Raw genomic sequence first — 7,176 nt, 5'->3', positions numbered from 1 at the left:
ATCTGCCCGATCATCGAGGCACTGATCAGAGAGTAATGCCTGGCGGGTGAGCTGGAGATCGGAAAGCCCCTTTACGGTGGGATTCAGAGCTTACGTTGGTTTTTGGTTCCATTGCTCCCCAAACCCCCAAACGCTCTTCCAGGTACTGGTCGCTGTTCGGGTTGATCGCCAGGGGCAGGGCCTGCTCGCGCTTGAGTGCGGCGAACTTCTCGGCCGGCAGCAGGTAGTCGTCGAAGTCGCGGAACTGCCGCGAGCCCTTGACCCAGATGTCGCCGGAGCGCAGGGCGTTCTTCAGCTCGGACAGGGCGCAGATTTCGTAGAATTTCCGGTCGAGGCCTTCCGGGGTGATCACCAGCGGCTTCCAGCGCGGCTTGATGAAGGCCGTGGGTGCATCGGCCGGCACCTTGCGCAGGTTGTCGGCGTTCATCTCACGCAGGGTCTGCACGGCTGCCAGCACGCCTTGCGCGGCCGGCCCGTGCTGTTCCCCAACTTTTCGCTCGGCGAAGAGTATGAACATGCGCCGCCGGCGACGAATCGCCAAATCTCACCGTATCTCCCGAGCGGACGATTTCGCACCGGTCTGCCCGTCGAAGGGCTTGCGATCGAACGGGGCGACCTTTTCTATGCATGTCCGCGAGCCAGCGTCTTTTATGGCACGGCGCTCGACGCCGACCTTCGGACGCGCGGCGTAAGCACGCTTGTCATGGCCGGGATAAGCACCACCGGCGTTGTTCTTTCAAGCGTCGCCTGGGCTAGTGATGCGGACTACGACGTGCGTTTGGTCCAGGACTGCTGCTACGACCCGGATCGGGATGCCCACGAAGCTCTGTTGCGTTCCGGGTTCGGCGGACGTGTACAGGTCGTGTAATTTTCGGGCCTCGCATGATCGCGGCCATAGCCGCAGGTGGATTGGTGCGAGGCAGGGCCAGTCCAAGTCAGGGTGCGGTCATCGCGGCGCCTGCAACTCTCAAAAACCCATCGCCGTAGCGGAGGTCTTGTAATCGCATGTCATTACGCACGCCCGATTTATTGTTCACAGCGATAGCACCTGCCATTTGGGGCAGCACCTACATTGTCACCACCCAATACCTGCCGAACTTCTCACCGATGACGGTCGCGATGCTGCGGGCGTTGCCGGCGGGTTTATTGCTCGTGATGATCGTCCGACAGATTCCAACGGGAATCTGGTGGATGCGCATCTTCATCCTCGGCGCACTTAATATTTCGCTATTCTGGAGCTTGTTGTTTATTTCGGTCTACCGCCTGCCGGGCGGGGTCGCGGCGACGGTAGGCGCTGTGCAGCCGCTGATGGTCGTGTTCATCTCTGCCGCTCTGCTAGGTAGCCCGATACGATTGATGGCGGTCCTGGGGGCTATTTGCGGAACTGCGGGCGTGGCGCTGTTGGTGTTGACACCAAACGCAGCGCTAGATCCTGTCGGCGTCGCAGCGGGCCTGGCGGGGGCGGTTTCCATGGCGTTCGGAACCGTGCTGACCCGCAAGTGGCAACCTCCCGTGCCTCTGCTCACCTTTACCGCCTGGCAACTGGCGGCCGGAGGACTTCTGCTCGTTCCAGTAGCTTTAGTGTTTGATCCGCCAATCCCGATGCCTACAGGAACCAATGTTCTCGGCCTGGCGTGGCTCGGCCTGATCGGAGCGGGTTTAACCTACTTCCTTTGGTTCCGGGGGATCTCGCGACTCGAACCTACAGTTGTTTCCTTACTGGGCTTTCTCAGCCCGGGGACCGCCGTGTTGCTAGGATGGTTGTTCTTGGATCAGACGCTGAGTGCGCTTCAAATCATCGGCGTCCTGCTCGTGATCGGGAGTATCTGGCTGGGCCAACGTTCCAACCGCACTCCTAGGGCGCGTATAGCTTGCCGGAAGTCGCCTTGACCCGCATGGCATAGGCCTATCGTTTCCACGATCAGCGATCGGCTCGTTGCCCTGCGCCGCTCCAAAGCCCGCGACGCAGCGCCGGCAGGCAGAGCAAGTAGAGGGCAGCGCCTGCAATCCATGCCCACCCGTTCCACGTTGTTATAGAAGCCGCATAGATCGCCGTGAAGAGGAGGGGTCCGACGATCGAGGTCAGGCTGGTGAGCGCCGCCAGTGAGCCTTGCAGCTGCCCCTGACGTTCCTCATCCACCTGCCTGGACAACATTGCTTGCAGCGCCGGCATTCCGATGCCACCCGAAGCAAGCAGGACCATGATCGGGAACGCCATCCATCCCCGTGTCGCGAAGGCAAGCAGGATGTAGCCTGTGCCGTCGGCAATCATTCCGAGCATGAGTGCCCGCCTTTCGCCGAGCCGGGCGGCTACAGGGCCGGTGATCATTGCCTGGGCGAGTGAATGCAGAATGCCAAATGCGGCAAGCGAAATGCCGATCGTGGTCGCGTCCCAGTGAAAGCGATCCTCGCCGAAAATGACCCAAAGCGCGGCCGGCACCTGTCCGACAAGTTGCATGATGAAGAAGACCGCCATCAGGGCGGCGACGACGGTCATGCCCCGGGCCCACCGGAACGAAGCGAGCGGGTTGAGAGCCTCCCGGCGTAACGGCCGGCGTTCGCCTTTGTGCGACTCCGGCAAAAGGAAACAGCCCGTCAGGAAATTGAGGCCGTTCAAGGCTGCCGCGGCGAAGAACGGAGCGTGGGGGGAGAAACCGCCCATCAGCCCACCGAGCACAGGTCCCGCGACCATCCCGAACCCGAAACAGGCGCTCATGAAGCCGAAGTGCCGCGCGCGCTCATCGCCATCAGTGATATCGGCAATATAAGCGCCGGCTACCGCCCCAGTCGCCCCGGTGATGCCGGCCACGATCCGCCCGATATAGAGAACCCAAAGGAAAGGCGCCGTCGCCATGATGGCGTAGTCGACAGCAGCGCCGGCCAGCGAGACGAGCAAGACCGGCCGCCGCCCGAAACGATCCGACAGCGCGCCCAGCACAGGTGCGCAGGCAAATTGCATCAACGCATACAGCGCCAGCAGAATGCCATAGTGGGCGGTGACGTCGTTCGAGTGAACCAGATCGCGCAGGAGGCCCGGCAGCACCGGCATAATCAGGCCGATGCCGACAGCGTCGAGCGCGACAGTGCTCAGAATTACGATCAGGGGTCTGTTGGGTTTCACGTCTGGCCTCCGGACCAGCCTCCGCTGGTCCGATTGAACGCGCGGATTCTTTATCACTGATAAGTTGGTGGACATATTATGTTTATCAGTGATAAAGTGTCAAGCATGACAAAGTTGCAGCCGAATACAGTGATCCGTGCCGCCCTGGACCTGTTGAACGAGGTCGGCGTAGACGGTCTGACGACACGCAAACTGGCGGAACGGTTGGGGGTTCAGCAGCCGGCGCTTTACTGGCACTTCAGGAACAAGCGGGCGCTGCTCGACGCACTGGCCGAAGCCATGCTGGCGGAGAATCATACGCATTCGGTGCCGAGAGCCGACGACGACTGGCGCTCATTTCTGATCGGGAATGCCCGCAGCTTCAGGCAGGCGCTGCTCGCCTACCGCGATGGCGCGCGCATCCATGCCGGCACGCGACCGGGCGCACCGCAGATGGAAACGGCCGACGCGCAGCTTCGCTTCCTCTGCGAGGCGGGTTTTTCGGCCGGGGACGCCGTCAATGCGCTGATGACAATCAGCTACTTCACTGTTGGGGCCGTGCTTGAGGAGCAGGCCGGCGACAGCGATGCCGGCGAGCGCGGCGGCACCGTTGAACAGGCTCCGCTCTCGCCGCTGTTGCGGGCCGCGATAGACGCCTTCGACGAAGCCGGTCCGGACGCAGCGTTCGAGCAGGGACTCGCGGTGATTGTCGATGGATTGGCGAAAAGGAGGCTCGTTGTCAGGAACGTTGAAGGACCGAGAAAGGGTGACGATTGATCAGGACCGCTGCCGGAGCGCAACCCACTCACTACAGCAGAGCCATGTAGACAACATCCCCTCCCCCTTTCCACCGCGTCAGACGCCCGTAGCAGCCCGCTACGGGCTTTTTCATGCCCTGCCCTAGCGTCCAAGCCTCACGGCCGCGCTCGGCCTCTCTGGCGGCCTTCTGGCGCTCCTGCTGCGGCGTCCGCTCGTGGGCCGTGGCGCGGGTCCGCGCGCCGGCCTCGTGCGCCTGGCGCTCGCGGGCGAGGTCCAGGGCGGCCGTCTTCACGTTCTGCCTTGCGCAGATGAGATAGGGGAGCCCGCAGAATTCGGAAAAAATCGTACGCTAAGGTTTTCCGGGCATCCGTAAGGGCCGAAACTTCCCGTCTTCCAGTCTGCGGCTCTGCCGCCAGACGTAATCGCCGGTTAGGTTGATGTGCTCCCAGCCCAGCGGCGACAGGAATTGCAGCAGCTCGCCGTCCACCGGCTTGCCGGCCTCGACCAACCCCTGGGTGGCGCGTTCCAGGTACACCGTGTTCCACAGCACGATAGCCGCCGTCACCAGGTTGAGGCCGCTGGCCCGGTAGCGCTGCTGCTCGAAGCTCCGATCCCTGATTTCCCCAAGGCGGTTGAAGAACACCGCCCTGGCCAGCGAGTTGCGCGCCTCACCTTTGTTCAGGCCGGCATGCACGCGGCGGCGCAGTTCAACACTTTGCAGCCAGTCCAGGATGAACAGCGTGCGCTCGATCCGGCCCAGCTCGCGCAGGGCCACGGCCAGTCCGTTCTGGCGCGGGTAGCTGCCGAGCTTGCGCAGCATCAGCGAGGCGGTGACGGTGCCCTGCTTGATCGAGCTGGCCAGGCGCAGGATGTCGTCCCAGTGGGCACGCACGTGCTTGATGTTCAGGGTGCCGCCGATCAGCGGGCGCAACGTCGGGTAGGCTTGCACGCCCTGCGGCACGTACAGCTTGGTTTCGCCGAGGTCGCGGATGCGCGGCGCGAAGCGGAAGCCTAGCAGGTGCATCAGGGCAAAGACGTGATCGGTGAAGCCGGCCGTGTCGGTGTAGTGCTCCTCGATCCGCAGGTCGGACTCGTGGTACAGCAGGCCGTCGAGCACATAGGTGGAATCGCGGACGCCGACATTCACCACGCGGGTGCTGAACGGCGCGTACTGGTCGGAGATATGGGTATAGAACAGCCGTCCCGGCTCGCTACCGTACTTCGGGTTGACGTGCCCGGTGCTCTCGCCCCGGCCACCCGCGCGGAAGCGCTGGCCATCGGAGGATGAGGTCGTGCCGTCGCCCCAGTGGGCGGCAAAGGCGTGGCGATACTGGTGGTTGACCAGCTCGGCCAAGGCCGCCGAATAGGTTTCGTCGCGGATGTGCCAGGCTTGCAGCCAGGACAGCTTGGCGTAGGTCAGGCCGGGGCTCGACTCGGCCATCTTGGTCAGCCCGAGGTTGATCGCATCACCGAGGATTGCGGACAGCAGCAACGTCCTGTCTTTGGCCTCGGCCCCGTCCTTCAAGTGGGTGAAGTGGCGGCTGAAGCCCGTCCAGTCGTCCACGTCCATCAGCAGTTCGGTGATCTTGATGCGCGGCAGTAACTGGCTGGTTTGGTCGATCAGCGCCTGCGCCCGATCCGGCACCGCCGCATCCAGCGGGGTGATTTTCAGCCCTGACTCGGTGAGGATGGCATCGGGCAGCTCGTTGTCCTTGGCCAGGCGGGTGACGGTGGCCAACTGCTCGTCCAGCAGCTGCAAACGCTCTTCCAGGTACTGGTCGCTGTTCGGGTTGATCGCCAGGGGCAGGGCCTGCTCGCGCTTGAGTGCGGCGAACTTCTCGGCCGGCAGCAGGTAGTCGTCGAAGTCGCGGAACTGCCGCGAGCCCTTGACCCAGATGTCGCCGGAGCGCAGGGCGTTCTTCAGCTCGGACAGGGCGCAGATTTCGTAGAATTTCCGGTCGAGGCCTTCCGGGGTGATCACCAGCGGCTTCCAGCGCGGCTTGATGAAGGCCGTGGGTGCATCGGCCGGCACCTTGCGCAGGTTGTCGGCGTTCATCTCACGCAGGGTCTGCACGGCTGCCAGCACGCCTTGCGCGGCCGGCGCGGCGCGCAGTTCCAGCACCTCCAGCAAGGCCGGCGTGTAACGGCGCAGGGTGGCGAAGTTCTCGCCGACCAGGTGCAGGTGGTCGAAGCCTTCCGGCCGGGCCAGCAGCTCGGCCTCGCTGACGCTCTCGGTGAACTCGTCCCAGGGAATCACCGCCTCGATGGCGGCATAGGGGTCGCTGCCGCTTTCCTTCGCTTCCAGCAGCGCCTGGCCGATCCTGGAGTACAGGCGCACCTTGTCGTTGATCGCCTTGCCCTGCTTCTGGAACTGCTGCTGATGCTTGTGCTTCGCGCCGCTGAACAGCTTGACCAGGATGCGGTCATGCAGATCGACCAGCTCATCGATCACGGTCGCGGTGCTCTCCAGCACCACGGCGGCCAGGGTCGCGTAGCGGCGCTGCGGCTCGAACTTACCGAGGTCTTTGGGCGTCATCTGCCCACCCTCGCGGGCCAGCTTGAGCAGGCGGTTCTGGTGGATGTGCCGGCCCAGGCCTTCGGGCAAGTCCACCAACTGAAATGTCTTCAGCCGCTCGATGTGTTCCAGCATGTGCCGAGAGTTGGGTTTCAGCGGTGCCTGGCGCAGCCAGGTCAACCAGGTGATGCTGCTGCCGGCCTTGAGCTTCAACAGCTCGTCCAGCTTGGCCCGATGCGAGTCCGTGAGTGGTTCGACCAGGGCGCGGTAGACCCGCCGATTGGCTCGCGCAATGGCTTCCGAGCAGGCCCGGTCAATCACGCTCAGCGCCGGCAGGATGCGTCGTTTCTGCCGTAGGCTCTCCAGGGCCTGACCGGCCAGCAGCAAGCCTTTGTCGGTCTGCTGGGCCAGCTCGGTTAGCTCGCGCACCAGGGCGCGGAAGTCGGACAGGCCGAACGGGGCCAGTTGCAGGTAGGTGCGCAGTTCCTGGGCATGCTCGCGACGGGTCACGTCGCGCTCGCCGTACTTTGCCCAGCTCGCCGGCTCGGCCTGGACTTGCTTCGCCACCCACAGGATGACCGGCTCGGGCAGCTCGCTGTCGGTTCCCAGCGCGTAACCGGGGTAGCGCAGCAGGCAGAGCTGCACGGCGAAGCCGAGGCGGTTGGCGTCGCCGCGTCGCTGGCGGATCAGCGACAGGTCGGAGTCGTTGAAGGTGTAGTAGCGGATCAGGTCATCCTGGCTTTCCGGCAGCGCAAGCAGGGTGTCCCGCTCCGTGGCCGAGAGGATCAAGCGACGCGGCATG

Annotated in this window: 6 protein-coding genes and 1 pseudogene; 3 read left to right on the top strand and 4 right to left on the bottom strand. The window is 63.8% G+C overall.

Annotated features, from left to right (window positions below):
• Nucleotides 1-127: 127 nt before the first annotated feature.
• Nucleotides 128-472 (bottom strand): annotated as a pseudogene (locus tag QMX89_RS10255) (Tn3 family transposase); the annotation flags it as partial.
• A 3-nt stretch (nucleotides 473-475) separates the two neighbouring features.
• Here QMX89_RS10255 and QMX89_RS10250 point away from each other — a divergent pair.
• Nucleotides 476-868, top strand: coding sequence for an isochorismatase family cysteine hydrolase (locus QMX89_RS10250; RefSeq protein ID WP_001351729.1), 393 nt, complete (start codon nucleotides 476-478; stop codon nucleotides 866-868).
• Between the two features lie 137 nt (nucleotides 869-1,005).
• Nucleotides 1,006-1,890 (top strand): EamA family transporter, encoded by an 885-nt coding sequence (locus QMX89_RS10245; RefSeq protein ID WP_000058717.1) that lies wholly within the window; start codon nucleotides 1,006-1,008, stop codon nucleotides 1,888-1,890.
• Between the two features lie 31 nt (nucleotides 1,891-1,921).
• On the opposite strand, the gene tet(A) is transcribed toward QMX89_RS10245, so the two are convergent.
• A complete protein-coding gene (gene tet(A) / locus QMX89_RS10240) occupies nucleotides 1,922-3,121 on the bottom strand; it encodes a tetracycline efflux MFS transporter Tet(A) (RefSeq protein ID WP_000804064.1) in 1,200 nt (399 codons plus the stop codon).
• 105 nt (nucleotides 3,122-3,226) lie between these two features.
• On the opposite strand from tet(A), the gene tetR(A) reads away from it, so the two are divergent.
• A complete protein-coding gene (tetR(A), locus tag QMX89_RS10235) occupies nucleotides 3,227-3,877 on the top strand; it encodes a tetracycline resistance transcriptional repressor TetR(A) (RefSeq protein WP_000164043.1) in 651 nt (216 codons plus the stop codon).
• A 31-nt stretch (nucleotides 3,878-3,908) separates the two neighbouring features.
• On the opposite strand, the gene QMX89_RS10230 is transcribed toward tetR(A), so the two are convergent.
• Nucleotides 3,909-4,151, bottom strand: a complete 243-nt coding sequence (locus tag QMX89_RS10230; RefSeq protein WP_000844627.1) for a transposase — start codon at nucleotides 4,149-4,151, stop codon at nucleotides 3,909-3,911.
• Nucleotides 4,152-4,208: 57 nt separating this feature from the next.
• Complete coding sequence (locus QMX89_RS10225; protein ID WP_001138014.1) at nucleotides 4,209-7,175, bottom strand: Tn3-like element TnAs1 family transposase; 2,967 nt, start codon at nucleotides 7,173-7,175, stop codon at nucleotides 4,209-4,211.
• Nucleotide 7,176: the final 1 nt, after the last annotated feature.

Origin of the sequence: Pseudomonas sp. PS01301, from assembly GCF_029960215.1 — a bacterium.
GTDB classification, from domain to species: Bacteria; Pseudomonadota; Gammaproteobacteria; order Pseudomonadales; family Pseudomonadaceae; genus Aquipseudomonas; species Aquipseudomonas coleopterorum.
Note: the sequence above shows the minus strand (reverse complement) of the source record. Positions and strands in the feature narration are given on the sequence as shown.